General features: G+C 56.0%; 16 protein-coding genes. 11 read left to right on the top strand and 5 right to left on the bottom strand.

Annotation, left to right across the window (positions count from 1 at the left end):
- Positions 1 to 127: 127 nt before the first annotated feature.
- Together QMX93_RS24560 and QMX93_RS24555 are read right to left on the bottom strand one after the other, a co-directional pair.
- A complete protein-coding gene (locus tag QMX93_RS24560; protein ID WP_282358264.1) occupies positions 128 to 1,696 on the bottom strand; it encodes a sensor domain-containing diguanylate cyclase in 1,569 nt (522 codons plus the stop codon).
- 338 nt (positions 1,697 to 2,034) lie between these two features.
- Complete coding sequence (locus tag QMX93_RS24555; protein ID WP_282358263.1) at positions 2,035 to 2,700, bottom strand: ribonuclease T2; 666 nt, start codon at positions 2,698 to 2,700, stop codon at positions 2,035 to 2,037.
- A 165-nt stretch (positions 2,701 to 2,865) separates the two neighbouring features.
- Between QMX93_RS24555 and QMX93_RS24550 the strand changes: the two genes are divergently transcribed.
- The 5 genes from QMX93_RS24550 to QMX93_RS24530 all read left to right on the top strand — a co-directional run bounded on the left by QMX93_RS24550 (position 2,866) and on the right by QMX93_RS24530 (position 7,842).
- Positions 2,866 to 3,336 (top strand): hypothetical protein, encoded by a 471-nt coding sequence (locus tag QMX93_RS24550; protein WP_159815491.1) that lies wholly within the window; start codon positions 2,866 to 2,868, stop codon positions 3,334 to 3,336.
- Positions 3,337 to 3,438: 102 nt separating this feature from the next.
- Positions 3,439 to 5,145, top strand: a complete 1,707-nt coding sequence (locus QMX93_RS24545; protein ID WP_282358262.1) for a copper resistance system multicopper oxidase — start codon at positions 3,439 to 3,441, stop codon at positions 5,143 to 5,145.
- A gap of 11 nt (positions 5,146 to 5,156) precedes the next feature.
- Positions 5,157 to 6,026, top strand: coding sequence for a copper resistance protein B (locus QMX93_RS24540; protein ID WP_282358261.1), 870 nt, complete (start codon positions 5,157 to 5,159; stop codon positions 6,024 to 6,026).
- A gap of 211 nt (positions 6,027 to 6,237) precedes the next feature.
- Entirely contained in the window at positions 6,238 to 6,918 is a 681-nt protein-coding gene (locus QMX93_RS24535; protein WP_282358260.1) for a SinI family restriction endonuclease, read from the top strand.
- A 138-nt stretch (positions 6,919 to 7,056) separates the two neighbouring features.
- A complete protein-coding gene (locus tag QMX93_RS24530) occupies positions 7,057 to 7,842 on the top strand; it encodes a transporter substrate-binding domain-containing protein (protein WP_282358259.1) in 786 nt (261 codons plus the stop codon).
- A gap of 186 nt (positions 7,843 to 8,028) precedes the next feature.
- Here the strand turns inward: QMX93_RS24530 and QMX93_RS24525 are convergent, their stop codons facing one another.
- Positions 8,029 to 8,244, bottom strand: coding sequence for a hypothetical protein (locus tag QMX93_RS24525; RefSeq protein WP_082341465.1), 216 nt, complete (start codon positions 8,242 to 8,244; stop codon positions 8,029 to 8,031).
- Positions 8,245 to 8,380: 136 nt separating this feature from the next.
- On the opposite strand from QMX93_RS24525, the gene pseH reads away from it, so the two are divergent.
- Complete coding sequence (gene pseH / locus QMX93_RS24520) at positions 8,381 to 8,932, top strand: UDP-4-amino-4,6-dideoxy-N-acetyl-beta-L-altrosamine N-acetyltransferase (RefSeq protein ID WP_282358258.1); 552 nt, start codon at positions 8,381 to 8,383, stop codon at positions 8,930 to 8,932.
- 16 nt (positions 8,933 to 8,948) lie between these two features.
- On the top strand, positions 8,949 to 9,317 hold the full coding sequence (locus QMX93_RS24515) for a hypothetical protein (protein WP_282358257.1): 369 nt from the start codon (positions 8,949 to 8,951) through the stop codon (positions 9,315 to 9,317).
- 45 nt (positions 9,318 to 9,362) lie between these two features.
- On the opposite strand, the gene QMX93_RS24510 is transcribed toward QMX93_RS24515, so the two are convergent.
- On the bottom strand, positions 9,363 to 9,725 hold the full coding sequence (locus tag QMX93_RS24510) for a DUF6124 family protein (RefSeq protein WP_282358256.1): 363 nt from the start codon (positions 9,723 to 9,725) through the stop codon (positions 9,363 to 9,365).
- Positions 9,726 to 10,269: 544 nt separating this feature from the next.
- On the opposite strand from QMX93_RS24510, the gene dusA reads away from it, so the two are divergent.
- Positions 10,270 to 11,265, top strand: a complete 996-nt coding sequence (dusA, locus tag QMX93_RS24505) for a tRNA dihydrouridine(20/20a) synthase DusA (RefSeq protein WP_282358255.1) — start codon at positions 10,270 to 10,272, stop codon at positions 11,263 to 11,265.
- Positions 11,266 to 11,314: 49 nt separating this feature from the next.
- On the opposite strand, the gene QMX93_RS24500 is transcribed toward dusA, so the two are convergent.
- Complete coding sequence (locus tag QMX93_RS24500; RefSeq protein ID WP_282358254.1) at positions 11,315 to 12,148, bottom strand: undecaprenyl-diphosphate phosphatase; 834 nt, start codon at positions 12,146 to 12,148, stop codon at positions 11,315 to 11,317.
- A 572-nt stretch (positions 12,149 to 12,720) separates the two neighbouring features.
- Here QMX93_RS24500 and QMX93_RS24495 point away from each other — a divergent pair.
- From QMX93_RS24495 to QMX93_RS24485, 3 genes are all read left to right on the top strand, one after another.
- Entirely contained in the window at positions 12,721 to 13,458 is a 738-nt protein-coding gene (locus tag QMX93_RS24495; protein ID WP_053122001.1) for a winged helix-turn-helix domain-containing protein, read from the top strand.
- 279 nt (positions 13,459 to 13,737) lie between these two features.
- A complete protein-coding gene (locus QMX93_RS24490; RefSeq protein WP_212545649.1) occupies positions 13,738 to 14,388 on the top strand; it encodes a helix-turn-helix domain-containing protein in 651 nt (216 codons plus the stop codon).
- A gap of 389 nt (positions 14,389 to 14,777) precedes the next feature.
- Complete coding sequence (locus QMX93_RS24485; RefSeq protein ID WP_053122004.1) at positions 14,778 to 16,172, top strand: undecaprenyl-phosphate glucose phosphotransferase; 1,395 nt, start codon at positions 14,778 to 14,780, stop codon at positions 16,170 to 16,172.
- Positions 16,173 to 16,663 lie beyond the last annotated feature (491 nt).

The raw sequence follows: 16,663 nt of genomic DNA, 5'->3' as shown, positions 1-16,663 counted from the left end.
AATCAACGCAACACCCCTGTGGGAGCTAGCCTGCTCGCGAAGGCGTCGTGTCAGATAAACAATTTTCACCTGACACACCGCTTTCGCGAGCAGGCTCGCTCCCACAGGTTTTGTGTTGGATTCTGGATTAGCGATCGGAGCGCATCAGTTCGGCGATTCCGCCGTCCAGCGATAACACCGCCGCGCGATTGCGCCCGGCATTTTTCGCTTGATACAACGCCGCATCAGCGCGGTGGATGAACGTTTCCAGACTGTCATTGCCGCTAGGAATAAACGCATAGCAACCCAGGCTCACCGTCAGATACCCGGTGGGCGAGCCGCTGTGGATGATGTGTTTATCGATCACGCTGCGGCGAATCTGTCCGGCAATCGCCAACGCGCCGTTGATGTCGGTGTCCGGCAGCAATACCGCAAACTCTTCCCCGCCATAACGCACCGCCAGATCCGCCTTGCGCTGGCAGCAGGTCTTGACCACTTGCGCCACTTGCATCAGGCAATGATCACCGGCGACATGGCCGTAAGCATCGTTGTAACGCTTGAAGAAATCGATATCGAGCATGATCAGGCTCACCGGACTCACCTGCCGCGCGCCACGGGCAAACTCAATTTCCAGCGAACGTTCGAACAAGCGCCGATTGGCCAGTCCGGTCAGGCTGTCGTGGGTCGCAATCTGCTCCAGCGCTAGCTGAGCCCGGCGCAGATTTTTCTCGATGCGCTCGCCGTTGCGCACCTGATGGATGAACACCCAGCCGAACAGCCCGACGCCCAGAATCACCAGCGCAATGATCACGCTAGACTGAAACGCGCGCTCATACCAACCCTTGAGAATCGTGTCGCGCGACGCCGCCGCCGCGACCACCAATGGATACGACCCCAGTTGCCGATAGCCATACAAACGCACGACGTCATCGACCACCGACCTGATCATCGCCGTGCCGGACTGGGCTTCCGGCAGCAACTTCTGATAAATCCGCCCTTGCGCCAGCGACGTACCAATGAGGTTTTCTTCAAACGGTCGGCGCGCCAACAACGTGCCGTCCGTCAGGCCCAGAAACATGATGCCGTTGTCGTCGAGGCTGAAGCTTTTGAAGAACTGATCGAAGTACGCCATCTTGATGCCGGCCATCAGCACGTCCTGAAAACTGCCGGCGTGGTCATTGACGCGTTTCGAGATCGGGATGATCCATTCGCCGTTCTCACGGCTGCGAATCGCCGGGCCGATGTGCGCCAGCGTCGATTCATTCTGCTGATGAAACTTGAAGTAATCGCGATCGGCCACGCCGTTGCCACGGGGCAAATCGGCGAACGAAGTGATGATCCACTGGCCCTGTTTGTCGAAGAAAAAGATGCCGTGCAACTGCTCCATCTGCTGCACGCGCCGGGCGAAGGTTTTCTGCAAACGCGGCTTCTGCGTCGCGCCGTAGCCGTCGTCCTCAATCCAGTCGACCAGACTGGTCATCACCAGATCGGCGGAGTGAAACGTGTCCTCGGCCTGTTGCGCCATCGCCCGGGTCAGGTTGCTCGATGCCACTTTCGCCACGGCCAGATCCTGACGACGCGACTGCTCCAGTTGCAGGTAGAGCAAGCCGAACAGACACAGGCACACCGCAACGATAAACAGCACAGCCGCTTTACGCAGTGGCAGGCGCTTCAGCGCGCCGGGAGCCTGTTGCGGATCGTGAATGGGAATAGGCAAAAGCGTGTCCTGGGCAGGTACGACAAGGGCGTAGGCCCGAAACCCTTACGGTCTGAGCGTAGTCCACCGGGGTGCTCGGGGCAAACGCCACGATCCCGCCCCGTTGTATCGGCGCGCCGCGAATTAGGATGATCGCTGTTGGCAGATTTATTTTCGATTGCTTCTTTACGGTTAATCCATTCTGAAGCGCCAGACATCACACAAATCCCCGTGGCGAGGGGATTTATCCCCGATGGGCTGCGCAGCTGCCCCAAAAATCTCATGAGCGCTGAGCACTCAAGCGGGAGCAAGCTCCCTCGCCACAGGTTTGATCTTTGCCTGATAGATTTCGGATGAGTTCAACGCTTCGGCGGCACCCGAATATCCCCCTTCCGACACTGCGTCCTCACACCCTTGCCACACGCCGCAAAGCGCAAATCCTTATCCAGACAAACACGCACCTCCGACAACTCCGGCCCGCTGCAAATCACCGCAATGCCATCAGCCGGAATCTTCGGATTGCTTTTACGGAACAGATCAGCGATCTCCTGCGCCTTGAAGTAATAGGAATCACCAAACGGCTGAAGCTGCTCAGGAATGTTCACCGCCGCCAGCGCTTTGTCCGCCGCATCGAGATAGCCCGTCGCACCGAGCCCGCTGCACGTGCCGTGCTTGCGCCATTCGTGATAAAGCAACTTCTGCGTCGGGAACAACGTCAGGCCTTTGCTACGTTGTTCAGCCGAAAGCTTGCTCAGCGGCGGACACGATTGCGGCCAGCCGCCCTGCGCATACTGTGGCCACAAACCGTGCAAAACAAAGCCATAACCCTTGCCCGAACACTGCGCGTCGTCCTTGTGCGTCAAGCAAAACGTCGGCGACCAGGACAGCGTCAGCAAGTAATAATCGAACGCCCCCGCCCCCGCTTCCGGCCGCTCCTTGTGGCTCGGCGACTGGCGCGACGACATTAGCCCGATGCTACCGGCCGTCAGCACGATCAGCGCGAAAATTGTAAACAGCTTTTTCATGTACCCGCTCCCTGAGACGCCTGCGCCCGTGGTTTTCGATGCTGACCTGACGTGATTTGTATGGAATGAGGCACGCTGACAGCGCCGGCGCATGACGCAAGGCAAGGCCGTACGCCGCCGCAAGGTCTACGATTAACAGGCAGACATCAAACCAAGGGAACCGAAATGAGTAAAGCAGACGAACTCGCCGCGAAGCTCAAGCAAACCCGGCACACCCAAGCGGACGCGACGCTGGAGATCGATTGCTGGGCCAAACAAGTGGACAGCCTGTACCACCGCATCGAGGCGTGGTTGCAACCCGTGGCGGAAGTCGGATTGAAGATCCGGCGCAACCCGACCCACGTGTGTGAAACCTCCCCGGATGGCGAAAGCCATGATTACGCGGTGGATCAATTGGTGATCGAAGGTAATGAGCACAGCCTTACGTTTGATCCGATTGCGCGGTTTACTGAGGATGGTGCCGGCCGGGTTCAGATCCTCGTGCCGGGCAGAGACACTTTTCTGCTGCGCACTGTCGATGAACACGGCGAAAGCCATTGGTGGATGCAGTCGATCGAAACCGGGCAACAGCTGGATGCGATTGCGTTGACCGAGAACAATTTGTTGTTGGTGGTGCAGGAAGGTCTGGGGCTTTGAAGCGAACGCCCAACCTGTCAAAACTGTAATCCCGCCCTCAGCCAACTGAAAGCCAGCGCTGGTTAGCCTCCCCGTCATGTGTCAAACGGGGACTTCCAGCGCATGCCATCCAACACTTCAAGACGCACCTTCGTCAAAGGCCTCGCAGCCGGCGGTTTGCTCGGCGGCCTCGGCCTGTGGCGAGCGCCGGTCTGGGCGCTGAATGGCCCCGGGCAGATCAATGAGCTGAACGGCAGCGAGTTCGAGCTGTTCATCGGCGAAACCCCGGTCAACTTCACTGGCAGTCCGCGCACTGCGATGACCATCAACGGCAGTCTGCCCGGCCCGTTGTTGCGTTGGCGTGAAGGCGACACCGTGACGCTGCGCGTGCGCAACCGGCTCAAGGACAGTACTTCGATTCACTGGCACGGCATTTTGTTGCCGGCGAACATGGATGGCGTGCCCGGCCTGAGTTTTCACGGCATCGAACCGGGTGGCGTGTACGTCTATCAATTCAAGGTGCGGCAAAACGGCACTTATTGGTATCACAGCCATTCCGGTCTCCAGGAACAGGCCGGCGTCTACGGCCCGCTGGTGATCGACGCGAAACAGCCGGAGCCGTTCCAGTACGATCGCGACTTCGTAGTAATGCTCAGCGACTGGAGCGACGAAGACCCGGCCAGCCTGATGAATACCCTGAAAAAACAATCCGACTACTACAACTTCCACAAACGCACGGTCGGCGACTTCATCAACGACGTCAGCGAAAAAGGCTGGGGCGCGACCGTCGCCGATCGCAAGATGTGGGCGGAAATGAACATGAATCCCACTGACATCGCCGACGTCAGTGGCGCCACGTACACCTTCCTGATGAATGGCCACGCGCCCGATTCCAACTGGATCGGACTGTTTCGCCCCGGCGAAAAACTACGTCTGCGCCTGATCAACGGCTCGGCCATGACTTACTTCGACGTGCGCATTCCGGGGCTGAAAATGACCGTGGTCGCAGCGGATGGCTTGCACGTCAAACCGGTCGGCGTCGACGAATTGCGCATCGCCGTGGCGGAAACCTATGACGTCATCGTTGAGCCCGACGCCGAGGTCTACACCCTGTTCGCGCAGGCCATGGATCGCACGGGCTATGCCCGCGGCACCCTCGCCACCCGCCCCGGACTCTCGGCGGCGGTGCCCGCGCTGGATCCGCGCCCGTTGGTGAGCATGGACGACATGGGCATGGGCGGCATGGGCGGCATGGATCACGGTTCAATGGACATGAGCGCCATGGATCACTCAGCGATGGGTTCGATGCAGACGCATCCCGACAGCGAAAAAAACAATCCGCTGGTGGACATGCAAGCCATGACCACCGCGCCGAAACTCAACGATCCCGGCCTCGGTTTGCGCAACAACAGTCGCCGCGTGCTGACCTACGCCGACCTGCGCAGCACCTTCGCAGACCCGGACGGCCGCGACCCGAGCCGCACCGTCGAGTTGCACCTCACCGGCCACATGGAGAAATTCGCCTGGTCGTTCAACGGGATCAAATTCTCCGATGCCGAGCCCTTGCGCCTGAAATACGGCGAGCGCATTCGGCTTGTGCTGGTCAACGACACGATGATGACCCACCCCATTCACCTGCACGGCATGTGGAGCGATCTGGAAGACGAAAACGGCGACTTCCAGGTGCGCAAACACACCATCGACATGCCGCCCGGCACGCGCCGCAGTTACCGCGTAACCGCCGATGCGCTTGGCCGCTGGGCCTATCACTGCCATCTCCTCTACCACATGGAAATGGGCATGTTCCGCGAAGTGCGGGTGGAAGAATGAAGGGGCCGAACATGACTCGATTCACGGCATTTACTTTGCTGCTCGTCGGTAGTTCGGCGATGGCTGCCAGCGACATGCAGGGCATGGATCACCGCCAGATGTCCGGCATGGATCACTCGACGATGTCAGGCATGGACGACGGCATGATGCAGCCCGCCGCGCCGAGCGAAAGTCGCACGCCGATCCCGCCTCTGACCGACGCCGACCGCGTCGCTGTTTTCACCAGCCCCGTCGGCCATCAGGTGCACGACAGCGCGATCAACAGCTACTTCCTCGCCGACAAACTTGAATGGCAGAACGCCGATGACGGCAACGCGTTGGCCTGGGATTTATCAGGCTGGATCGGCGTCGACATCGACCGCTTGTGGCTGCGCTCCGAAGGCGAACGCAGCAACGGCAAGACCGAAGACGCGGAGATTCAGGCGCTGTGGGGCCACGCGATTTCGCCGTGGTGGGACGTGGTCAGCGGCGTGCGCCAGGACTTCAAATCCGGCGCGCCACAGACGTGGGCGGCGTTCGGTTTGCAGGGCATGGCGCTGTACAACTTCGAGGCCGAAGCCACGGCGTTTGTCGGCGAAAGTGGCCAGAGCGCGATTCGGTTTGAAGGCGACTACGACATCCTGCTGACCAATCGACTGATCCTGCAGCCGACGGCCGAACTCAACGTCTACGGCAAAAACGACCCGCAACGCGGCATCGGATCCGGCCTCTCCAACAGCGAAGCCGGCCTGCGTTTGCGCTATGAAATCCGCCGCGAATTCGCCCCATACATCGGTGTGACGTGGAACCGCACGTATGGCAACACCGCCGATTACGCCCGCGAAGATGGCGAGGATCGCAGTGAAGCGCGCCTGGTGATTGGCGTGCGGATGTGGTTTTAAAACTCCTTAAAAAACGATACCGAGGTCTTACATGCGCACATTGAGAATCACCCTTTTTTCGGCAACGGACTGAAGTAAATCAAGGGAAGAGCTTATCAACAGCGCGCTACAGTTCATGGTGTACGTGGGGTTACGTAACCCTTCGTGCAATTTACAGCGAGCCATCAAGGTGATATCAATCGTCCAACTTCAGCCAATGTAGTCGCATCGAATGTCGTTCCCAGATAACGCCTTGGAAATTGCCCGCTCTGCCATGGAGGAGATCAATCCGGATCTGGTGGATCCGTACACCACCGTGATTGATTTTCTGTCCACTAATCCCGAATTCGCTCCCAAAGCTACCAAAGCCGCTCCTCTTGGCAGTTCGGCTTACATTGAGAAACTGGCTCAAAGGTTCTCCGATGGCCGCGCCACCAAACAATTGAAACCGCCGCAAACCATTCAGGATCCTATTATTTCGGTGATTCTGGGCTCACATGGAAACTACTCAGCAGACCAGTTACAACAAATGCAAGCGGCCCATTCACTGGCAATGGGTGCTGAAAACCTGACCGGCGACCTGCTCGAAGACTACATAGCCGAAAATGCTGAACCCGCCGGGTGGGTTCAATGCTCCGGATACACCACTAAAAAAGCCGACTTCATCAAGCGTTCGGACGATGGCTCTAACAGCTGGACGATCCTCCAAATAAAGAACCGCGACAACTCGGAGAACTCTGCTTCACGCTCAGTGCGCGAAGGAACCGAAATTCAAAAATGGCACCGTTCCTTCGCTAAAAAAGAAGGTTTCAACTGGCACAGATTCCCGGATGAACAGGTGGCAGAAAAAATGTCCGAGGAAGGTTTTCAGAAGTTTGTTATTCAACAGATCTCGACTTCCAGCAAAATATAAAACGCGCTGAAGGATATCTGTGTCAGTCCGGAAGGCGATCCGCCGGGTCGCTTTTTCAACTCAAGGTGTCATGGGTGCCCAGGCCGATAAAGCTTGGTTACACTTCTGGGCAGTTCCCAGCACAGAAGTCCTTCAAGTATGAAAACCATAAAAAGCACGATGATCTTCTGCAGCATGCTGAGCCTGGCCGCCGGCGCTCAAGCCGAGCCGTCCCCTTCGCACCTCGACAGCATCCAGCAACAAGGCCAGTTGCGCGTCTGCACCACCGGCGACTACAAGCCCTACACGTTCAAACGCCCTGACGGCGACTTCGAAGGCATCGACATCGCCATGGCCCGCTCGCTGGCCGACAGCCTCGGCGTCAAAGTTGAATGGGTGCAGACCACCTGGAAAACCCTGATGCCCGACATGCAGGCCGGCAAATGCGACATCGGCATGGGCGGCATCTCGGTAACGCTTGAGCGGCAGAAAAAAGCCTACTTCAGCAACACCCTTGACACCGACGGCAAGATCCCGTTGGTGCGCTGCGCGGAGGTGAGCAAGTACCAAACGGTCGAACAGATCAACCAGCCCAACGTGCGCCTCGTCGAACCCGCCGGCGGCACCAACGAAGCTTTCGTTCACGCCTTCCTGCCCAAGGCGCAACTGGCGTTGCACGACAACGTGACGATCTTCCAGCAACTGCTCGACAACAAGGCCGACGTGATGATCACCGACGCCTCGGAAGCGCTGTATCAACAGAAACTCAAACCGGGGCTGTGCGCAGTGAATCCGCATCAATATATGCAGTACGGCGAGAAGGCTTATTTACTGCCACGCGATGACATCAGCTGGAAACAGTATGTCGATCAATGGCTGCACCTGAGCAAAGCCACCGGCAAATACCAGCAAACCCTGAGCGAATGGATCGCCGTACCGCAATGATTATTGATGCCTGACACTAACCCTGTGCCTCACACATGATCTTGTGTCTCACACAAAACCCTGTGGCGAGGGGATTTATCCCCGATGGGTCGCGAAGCGGCCCCTGCTTCTTATGTCAAAGAAGTCTGGGACTGCTTTGCAGTCCATCGGGTATAAATTCTTCACCACAAGTTATGTGTTCCCCCATCAATCCTCATGCAACATCCCGGAACTGTACTGATTCAAACTACTGCCAATACTGTTCCCGCCAAACTTCAACGTCGTCGCATTATTGCGCCCATCCGGCGACTGACAATCAGTAGAAAAACAACTGGTCGTGGTCAACCCACCCGCCCCCGAACAAGCACTCAGAACCGACACAACAGCGGCAACCAACAGCACTTTGGCAACATTCAGGCGCATGGCACGATTCCCCTCGGGATGAAAAACGACGATCTTGTGCCAACATCCTAGGCCCGCCCCGCACGCATTTACATGAAACTTTGCCGATCGACAGCAGCGGTTCAGAATCGACCCTCCGCCCGACAAGGACATCCCCATGCAATTCCTCCTCCTCACCGACGCCAGCCCCGCCATTCAGGCCGATGTCCGCACCCTGCGCAACCAGCCGGACGTGCGCAAATACATGTACACCTCGCACGAAATCAGCGAACAGGAACATGCCAATTGGTTGGCCTCATTGCAGGGCAACGCGCGGCAGCAAGTGTTTGTGGTGATCAAGGATGAGCAAGCGGTTGGGGTTGTTTCGTTGAACGCGATCAATGATCTGCAGAAAACAGCGGATTGGGCGTTTTATCTGGATGTCGGATTGCAGGGTAAAGGGCTGGGCAGTGTGGTGGAGTTCTGGATGCTCGATTACGCATTTGGTGTCGCAGGTCTGGAGAAGCTGAATTGCGAAGTGCTGGCGATGAACTCGGCGGTGGTGAAGATGCATCAGAAGTTCGGCTTTGAGGTGGAAGGTGTTCGGCGACAGAACATCCTGCGCGATGGCGCTCGGATCGACGTTGTCCTGCTGGGAATCACCAAAGAGGAATGGCAAAACAAGCGTCCAGCGCTGGCGCCGGTGATTGACCGAATCAGCGCCGTTTAACGCCGGGAGCCGGATTTTGAAACGTGAACTGAGCCCGGACGATCTATACAAAATCAGAGAGGCGTTGTCGTGGATCTTTGTCGACACCGCAGTTGAATTTGCCTACATCGCCAGACAAGTCGAAGGCTACGATCCGGAACAGATCAAAGAGATTTTATATTCGGAAGTTGCCGTTGTCTGCGCCGGGAATCTGGAATGCGTACTTCCGCCAATCTGGACAGGTTTCGAACCCGACTCGTTAAACCGGGACATCGAACAGATGCTGCTCGCAAACAAGAACAACTGGATTCGGCGACAACTGCATAAGTTGCACACCGCCCGGTTGCGATATAGCTATAGAGAAGCCTGGGAAGAGCTTTCCGCTCACCTCAAACAATCGAACTGACTCCCTCTGTGGCACCGGAACCCCGTCGCCACAGAGGGATGTGCTTTACACCTTCACTTCAACGTTATCCAACGCCTGATTCACCGCCAACTCCCCTAACATCACCACCTGCGCAATACCCAGCGCGGTTTTGCGATGCGAGGAACCTAGCGCAGCGGCAAAGTTGATGAGCATTTCAGAGGCTGAGCCCAACGTTTCACTGGCGTTCGCCAACAGGGATTCGGTGTCGTACTTCGGATTGGCGAGGTACATGCGCTCAGGTTGGTTGGTACTGGCCATGATGCGGTCGGCGGGCAACAGGTAATGATCAAGCGCGCGTTCGGCGGCTTCGTGTAGTTTTTTTGAATCGAGGGATTCGTAGGGGGATGCGGGATCGGTTGGGGGTGGATTTGGTGTTGGTTTGATCATCGATGGAACCTCTAGCGCGATTACTAAAAGAAGCCATCACCCTCGCTACCAAACGAAGGGTGGCGGCCATACGCGGGTTGGTAGACCGGTCGCACTAGAACCCGGCGCCCACGAATGGGCCCCACGCATGACCACCATGAAATCCGAGTCCTGGGACAGCGACTGAATCAGGTGATGCAATGCATCTAGACACGAAGCGGGCTACCAAACCCGATCACTGGTTTTCAGTGACCTAAGGACGATAGAACCTGCAGTCTAGACGCACAAGCCGGCGGATTCTGTCTTACGTGTAGGGGATGGCGCAAGGGGTTGTAGGCAACAGCTTGCAACGGGAAACATCCATTAAACGGAATCAAAATCGCCGTTTAAATCGTCGACAGCTCATCACATAATCAGTAGACAAGTAGTCAGATCGTTTTCCAAAAATCGCCGCGCGCGTCCGGTCAAATACCTCGAACAACCGCTCGTAAGAGTCGACTCAGCCCCAATAGCACAATACTGATAAACTCCCCACCTCCCAGCCCCACCCAATCCAGAATCGCCAATGTCCCCTATCACCGCAGCACCTGCCCCACTCTCCCGCCGCTTCTCCGTCGCCCCGATGATGGATTGGACCGATAGGCATTGCAGATACTTCCTACGCCTCCTGTCGAAGAACGCCCTGCTCTACACCGAAATGGTCACCACCGGCGCTCTCCTCAACGGCGATCACGAACGCTTCCTCCGTCACAACGAAGCCGAGCATCCTTTGGCGTTGCAACTCGGCGGTAGTGTTCCCCTCGACCTGGCCGCCTGCGCACGCATGGCGCAAGAGCACGGTTACGACGAAGTAAATCTCAACGTCGGCTGCCCAAGCGATCGCGTACAGAACAACATGATCGGCGCCTGCCTGATGGGTCACCCACAGTTAGTGGCGGATTGCGTCAAGGCCATGCGTGACGCGGTATCGATTCCTGTCACGGTCAAGCACCGCATCGGCATCAATGGTCGCGACAGTTACGAAGAGCTGTGCGATTTCGTCGGCACCGTCCGCGATGCCGGGTGCACAAGTTTTACCGTGCATGCGCGGATTGCGATTCTGGAGGGGTTGTCACCGAAGGAGAATCGTGACATTCCGCCGTTGCGTTATGACGTGGCGGCGCAGTTGAAGGCGGATTTTCCGGAGTTGGAGATTGTGCTGAACGGCGGGATCAAGACGATGGAGGCTTGCCATGAGCATTTGCAGACGTTCGACGGCGTGATGTTGGGGCGTGAGGCTTATCACAATCCGTATGTGCTGGCGGAGGTGGATCAGCAGTTGTTCGGCAGTTCGGCGCCGGTGATCAGTCGGGCTGAGGCGTTGGCGCAATTGCGTCCTTATATAGCCGAGCATTTGGCGGCCGGCGGCGCGATGCATCACATCACGCGACATGTGCTGGGCCTGGGCACGGGGTTCCCGGGGGCGCGTAAATTCCGTCAGTTGTTGTCGGTGGATATTCACAAGGCCAAGGATCCGCTGGCGTTGCTGGATCAAGCCGCCGAGTTGCTTGAAGGGCGTTGATGCCCTCCCCCAGTTTCAACCAGGCGGTTTGATCCGCCTGGCTTGACTTTCACCCCGCCGCTGCCGCTGTCCAGTTCACCCAACCAAACGCCCAAGTCGCCAGAATCAGCAAACCAAACGCGATCCGATACCACGCGAACGCGGCATAGCTGTGGTTGGCAATAAACTTGAGCAGACCGCGCACGGCGATCATCGCGAAGATGAACGCGGTGACGAAGCCGAGCGCGAACACCGGCAGGTCGTTGGGCTGAAACAAGTCGCGGTATTTATAGCCGGAGTAAACGGCGGCGCCGACCATGGTTGGCATGGCGAGGAAGAACGAGAACTCGGTAGCGGCTTTGCGTGACAGGCCGAAGAGCAAGCCGCCGATGATGGTCGAGCCGGAACGCGAGGTGCCGGGAATCATCGCCAGGCACTGTACGAAACCGACCTTGAGCGCGTCAGACCAGCGCATGTCGTCGACGTGCTCGACGCTGAACACATGACTGCGTTGTTCGGCCCACAGCATCACCACGCCACCCACCACCAGCGCCACGGCGACGGTGATCGGGTTAAACAGGTAATGATGGATGGTGTCGGCGAACAGCACGCCGAGTACAACGGCGGGTAGAAAGGCGATCAGTAAGTTGACGGTGAAGCGTTGTGCATTGCGCTCAGTGGGCAGGCCTTTGATGATTTCGAAGATCTTCGGGCGGAACTCCCAGACCACGGCGAGGATGGCACCCAGTTGAATAATAATGTTGAACGCCATGGCGCGCTCACCACCAAAGTCGAGCAGGTCGGCGACGATGATCTGGTGGCCGGTACTTGAGATGGGCAAGAACTCGGTGAGGCCTTCAACCGCACCTAATATCAACACCTGGAAAAAAGTCCAGAAATCCATTAATCCTCCGTCAGAGCGCTCGGGAGAGCGACCGGGTAATAACACTCAGGGCTTGAGTATCTGCAATTAAACAATTGGCCAAAATGAAAGATCAAAAGATCGCAGCCTTCGGCAGCTCCTACATTTGAAATGCATTCCCCTGTAGGAGCTGCCGAAGGCTGCGATCTTTTGATCCCGAAAGAATAGGTCTAATGAAATGTCACACTCAAGCCATGTTAGTAATCGTCGGACGACGAACTACGCAGAAAATATTTAGGGGCTGAGTGGCAAAAAGTTAGTCCAGCCAATAAAGTGTGATGAATCTCACATTCATGCAGATGGCTAAACAATGGCAATTGGACATTAACAAAGCGATGGCCAGCGATTCAAAATAGTGGCACCATTGCATATCGCCACCATCTAAGCGCTAGTTCACCTATCTGACAAAATCAACTAAAAGCTTGAAAAGCTTAATTATTGTTAGAAAACTCGGGAGCCACGTCTAAAAAGCGCGTGAATGTTACCAATTGTCAGTCACAGATGAGAACCGGTGCTTTAACATCCCGATGTCAGCACTTAATTCGAGTCAATGCATGATGCTCTCTGGGAACTTAGCGACTAGAAGTCCGCGCCCGCAAAACGACGACCCCGGTGTTCTCACTTTGGGTCGAACCCGTGGCGTGGCCGAACATTTTAGAACGCTGGTGGCCAGGCATGTGCGTAGCGATATGGCACTAGAGGTCGATGCGTACACTCGTTCATTTCAGCAGAATGATTATTCTGGGTATCGCGCCATTTTCCTGGTCATCGACAGCCCTCAAGCCCTCGAAGACAATCTTGCGCTGGTGCAAAGCGTTCGCAGCGATAACTTGAAACCGATCATTTGCGCAGTGATCACTGGGCGCGGCGCCTTCAACAAGATCAAGTATTTTCTGGCCGGCGCTGACTTTTGTATCAAACTCAATACCCTTTCTGAGGACAGCGTCGAGTTGCTTGCCGAGTTCTTCAACAGTGAAGAGTGGCAACGCGATATCAATCTGACACTCGACCCGACGCGCATTTGCCTGATGGGCTCCCGCCAGAAACTTGATATCTCGTTTGCCGAAATGAAGATCCTCGAAGCCTTTGCGCAAACTCATAACCACATTCTGAGCCATGATGAAATTGCCAACATCATGGGCCTCAATCCCAATTTCTACGACCCTCGAGCGCTGGAGAAATCGATCAGCCGCTTGCGTGGAAAAATCAAGGACATGTATGGTACCAACGCGATTCAGAGCATCCGCGGCCATGGCTATCGCCTGCTGCGGGGTCTGATATCGACTGCCTGATTCAATGGCAGCCATCCCTTTTGCATACGTACGAAGGATCGTCCCATGCAACGCTATCGTTTTATCTGTACTGCACGCCTATTAGAAATCAAGCGACTGAATGAGCGCGACAACACTAACCATAACAATAACTCCATAACATAGCAGCAGATCGAGTGGAACTTATCGAGGGCCATCATTGGGCCCAGACCCTGCCTATCGATTACTTCCGAGGAAGTCATTGCTCGCCTGCCGATTGACCCTTTTTAGCCAATTTTGGTGTGTATTCAGGAGAGAGACATGGAAACTAGTACAACCCTCCCAAGAAAATATTTTGTTGTCGTGACTAATAGCACAACGTCGCAACGTGAACTGGAAAGCATTTTGTCCAGTGAACGCTTCAATTCATTTGGCACGTCTCAGGCACAAATGTTTATTGAAGGTTCAGCTTCGCCCTCTTCCGCCCCGACCGTGATGGAGTTCACATACCCAAGCGTTAGTCGAAAGAACGTCGCACGCACGATTGAATATGACACCCAGAAAATCATCGCCACCCTCGAATCCGAATGGCGAGCCGCGCAAATCGCTAATCCCTTTCAGAGCAATCCATCGGTAACCGGCGAGCTAATTCCCGCCAATGCTGACGATACGCCTGGCAACGAAACCTGGCATCTGGACAACGATCAAGGCGCACTGGTCAAAGACGATGTCGAGATCAGTCTCACCGGACTTGAAACGGCACTGGTCAAAAAAATGCTCAGCCATGAAGAACGGGTTGTCAGTCGAGACGAGTTGATTCTGAGCATCGGCCGAGAGCCGGAGCAATATCGCGGACTGGAGATGTGCCTGAGCCGCCTGCAAGACAAGTTCAAAATGGCCAGTAAGGGTGAACGACTGTTCCGTGCCGTCAGAAACCGTGGCTATTGCCTCATCCAGGAAGTCGTCGCCTAAACACAGCCGACCGCCCAGACCAGATAAACAGATAAAAGTGCGATTACAAAAACAACAAGAGCACTCTGTTTGGTTTCAACTCCCTCCTTTAATTAACACTCCCTGCCTCCACCCCTCCAACAGTAACAAATACGACATCCTTTATTCATCCCCTGCTATTCGACCTTTTCTAACAATCAGCTTTTAAACATTGAAAAGTTGGCACTGTGCCATCTTGTTAGAACTCGTCAGACACCCTTATCGCCAATAACTTAGTCTATTGACTGACGACAGTTCGACCTATCGGCGTTGTTACCTCAGGACACTCGCTACAACAAAAACAATAAGCCTGTTTAACAACTCGGATTTCAACTGTTGAAACCTGAATGGACGTCTTTTGGGGATATCGTATGGATCTTTCTCTTAGTATTAATCGAAGCACGGGCCTCAAGGGACTGACCTTTTGGGGCCAATGGGCGCTGGCGCAGGGCTTCGTTGTAACGCTGTTGTTCGTACTGGCTGAACAGCACACTGGAAGCGTCGCGTTCTATTACCGGATGTGCGCAACCCTGGCGGTTTTGGCTTCGGTGCCGGCTTATACGTTTAGCGGTGTTTATCGCAAACGCGACAATTACCTGACCGGGTTGGGTCGGTTGTTCATGGGTTGGTCGATGACCATGGCGGCGCTGGCCTGCATTGCGTTTGTCTGCCAGGCCGATGAGTTGTTTTCGCGGCAGGTGATTCTGAGCTGGGCGGTGTACGGCTTCCTCGGCCAGGCGTTTTTGTACGCACCGCTACACGCGTTTTCGAAGTACTACCAGCGCTCGCGTAAAAGTGAGCACAAGACGCTGATCGTCGGCACTGGCGAACTGGCGCTGGGCTTGGCGAAGAAACTCAGCCTCTCGGAAAACCTGCCGCTGGTGGGACTGGTGAGCAACGGCACCCTGCCCGCTCTGGCCTCGGATGCACCGCGCGTCGTTGGCGCTCAGGAGCAGTTGCTGGAGCTGATCGAAGCACACGATATCCGCCGTTTGTACATCACGCTGCCGCTGTGCGAAGCGGCGCAGATCGAGGCGATGTATGTCGATTTGCTCGGCGCCAACGTTGATGTGGTGTGGGTGCCGGATCTGAACGCGCTGACGCTGCTCAATCACTCGGTGAAAGTCGTGGATGGTTTGCCAGCGATCTACTTGAACGAGAGCCCGCTGACCAGTCGCCCTACCGCTGCGTTGAGCAAAAGTCTGGTTGAAAAAACCGTGGCGTTGCTGGCGATCATCGCGTTGAGCCCGATCCTGCTGATCATCGCTCTGGCGGTAAAGCTCAACTCGCCGGGGCCGGTGTTTTTCAAACAGGATCGTCATGGCTGGAACGGCAAGGTGATCAAGGTCTGGAAATTCCGCTCGATGAGCGTGCACGACGACCGCGAAGTGAAACAGGCCAGCCGTAACGACTCGCGCATTACTGCGGTTGGACGCTTTATCCGTCGCACCTCGCTGGATGAATTGCCGCAGCTGTTCAACGTGCTGCAAGGGCATATGGCACTGGTCGGGCCGCGTCCACATGCAGTGGCGCACAACCACTTCTACTCGGGGAAAATCCTCGCGTACATGGCACGTCACCGGATTAAACCGGGGATCACCGGGCTCGCACAAATCAGCGGTTGCCGGGGCGAGACGGACACGATCGACAAAATGCAGAAGCGTGTGGAGATTGACCTGCAGTACATCAACAGTTGGTCGTTGTGGCTGGATCTGAAGATCCTGGTGAAGACACCGTTTACGCTGTTGTCGAAGGATATTTACTGAGGCCGGTTGCGCAAATGCACGGGGACGAAAGTCCCCTTTTTTGTGCCTGGGATTTGGGTTGGGATAGGGATTTTTGCGGCGGCACACAACCCTTGTAGGAGCCGAGCTTGCTCGCGAAGGCGGTGGGCCAAGCAACATTGATGTTGAATGTGCCGACGCCTTCGCGAGCAAGCTCACTCCTACAGGGGATGAGTGCTCGGCCCAAGATAGGTGGCGTGGCACATGCCCTTGTAGGAGCAGAGCTTGCTCGCGAAAGCGGTGGGTCAGGCAACATCAATGTTGAATGTGCCGACGCTATCGCGAGCAGGCTCACTCCTACAGGGGATTTGTGTTGATCACTGGATAGTGGGAATGCCACAAATCATTGTAGGAGCAGAGCTTGCTCGCGAAAGCGGTGGGTCAGGCAACATCAATGTTGAATGTGCCGACGCTATCGCGAGCAGGCTCACTCCTACAGGGGATTTGTGTTGATCACTGGATAGTGGGAATGC

It is taken from the genome of Pseudomonas sp. PS01303 (assembly GCF_029959385.1).
Lineage (GTDB): Bacteria > Pseudomonadota > Gammaproteobacteria > Pseudomonadales > Pseudomonadaceae > Aquipseudomonas > Aquipseudomonas rustica.
This window is presented reverse-complemented; position numbering and strand designations above follow the sequence as displayed.

Bases quoted from the DNA above. Each gene is read 5' to 3' on its own strand.
- QMX93_RS24545 (WP_282358262.1), top strand. From the start codon at position 3,439: ATGCCATCCAACACTTCAAGACGCACCTTCGTCAAAGGCCTCGCAGCC.
- pseH (WP_282358258.1), top strand. From the start codon at position 8,381: ATGCAATTCCTCCTCCTCACCGACGCCAGCCCCGCCATTCAGGCCGAT.
- QMX93_RS24485 (WP_053122004.1), top strand. From the start codon at position 14,778: ATGGATCTTTCTCTTAGTATTAATCGAAGCACGGGCCTCAAGGGACTG.
- QMX93_RS24540 (WP_282358261.1), top strand. From the start codon at position 5,157: ATGACTCGATTCACGGCATTTACTTTGCTGCTCGTCGGTAGTTCGGCG.
- QMX93_RS24500 (WP_282358254.1), bottom strand. From the start codon at position 12,148: ATGGATTTCTGGACTTTTTTCCAGGTGTTGATATTAGGTGCGGTTGAA.
- QMX93_RS24530 (WP_282358259.1), top strand. From the start codon at position 7,057: ATGAAAACCATAAAAAGCACGATGATCTTCTGCAGCATGCTGAGCCTG.
- dusA (WP_282358255.1), top strand. From the start codon at position 10,270: ATGTCCCCTATCACCGCAGCACCTGCCCCACTCTCCCGCCGCTTCTCC.
- QMX93_RS24555 (WP_282358263.1), bottom strand. From the start codon at position 2,700: ATGAAAAAGCTGTTTACAATTTTCGCGCTGATCGTGCTGACGGCCGGT.
- QMX93_RS24495 (WP_053122001.1), top strand. From the start codon at position 12,721: ATGATGCTCTCTGGGAACTTAGCGACTAGAAGTCCGCGCCCGCAAAAC.
- QMX93_RS24525 (WP_082341465.1), bottom strand. From the start codon at position 8,244: ATGCGCCTGAATGTTGCCAAAGTGCTGTTGGTTGCCGCTGTTGTGTCG.
- QMX93_RS24550 (WP_159815491.1), top strand. From the start codon at position 2,866: ATGAGTAAAGCAGACGAACTCGCCGCGAAGCTCAAGCAAACCCGGCAC.
- QMX93_RS24535 (WP_282358260.1), top strand. From the start codon at position 6,238: ATGTCGTTCCCAGATAACGCCTTGGAAATTGCCCGCTCTGCCATGGAG.
- QMX93_RS24490 (WP_212545649.1), top strand. From the start codon at position 13,738: ATGGAAACTAGTACAACCCTCCCAAGAAAATATTTTGTTGTCGTGACT.
- QMX93_RS24510 (WP_282358256.1), bottom strand. From the start codon at position 9,725: ATGATCAAACCAACACCAAATCCACCCCCAACCGATCCCGCATCCCCC.